This window comes from Candidatus Kuenenbacteria bacterium HGW-Kuenenbacteria-1 (assembly GCA_002839745.1).
In the GTDB taxonomy this organism is placed as follows: Bacteria; Patescibacteriota; Patescibacteriia; order UBA2591; family PGYQ01; genus PGYQ01.
Window position 1 is genome coordinate 24,030 of the sequence record PGYQ01000015.1, and the last position, 722, is coordinate 24,751.

General features: G+C 28.3%; 2 protein-coding genes. Both read left to right on the top strand.

Annotated features, from left to right (window positions below):
- A partial coding sequence (locus CVV26_02890) for a hypothetical protein (GenBank protein ID PKL72148.1) occupies positions 1-360 on the top strand: 360 nt, incomplete at its 5' end.
- A gap of 17 nt (positions 361-377) precedes the next feature.
- Positions 378-722, top strand: a 345-nt coding sequence (locus CVV26_02895) for a hypothetical protein (GenBank protein ID PKL72149.1), incomplete at its 3' end; no start/stop codon positions are given.

The window sequence follows — 722 nt, forward strand, 5'->3', positions numbered from 1 at the left end:
CGCATTCGTTCGGGCGCTTTACAATACGCCAAAGCAATGCAAATGCATTTTCGAAAAGACATTACTAACTCAGAAATTTTCGTGGCCGTGTTGCAGGAAGAAGGAAGAGGACATTCGTGTCTTGCTCAAACAGTGCCAAGAATTATTTTTCCAGAAAATATGACTATTGAAGAAGGTGAAAAATTAGGCAAAGAACCTCTTACAATTATGCGTACTCGTTTAAAAGAAGTTGAAAATTTAGTTTTTAATACTGATATTCGTAAAAACAAAGAAAATGAAAATTATAAGAAATATATGACATCTTATGGATTAGAAAATAAAAATTATTGTGATATTGATTTAATGGCATTGCCTAATTAATTTTAGATTTTAGATTTATGAAAATTAATTTTAATAAAATTAATCAAAAATATTTAATAAATAGTTTTTTGTTTTTTTGTTTTTGTATTTTTTTGTTTCCATTAAATGTTCAAGCACAATGTGATAGTAATGATTATATAGTTGTTTATGTAAATGGAATATTTACGGCAACAGAAGCAGAGGCAAAAAAAGATATGGGATTTTTGCAAGATTATTTTAAATTTTATCTTGGTGAAAGAGCAGATGTAATTTTTCGTACAGGTTATAATGAATCGCACATTGGTGGTTTGGGGGATTTGGTTCAAGTAGCATCACAAATTTTAAAAAATCCGATTAGCGATTATGATCTTAAAACAATTCTT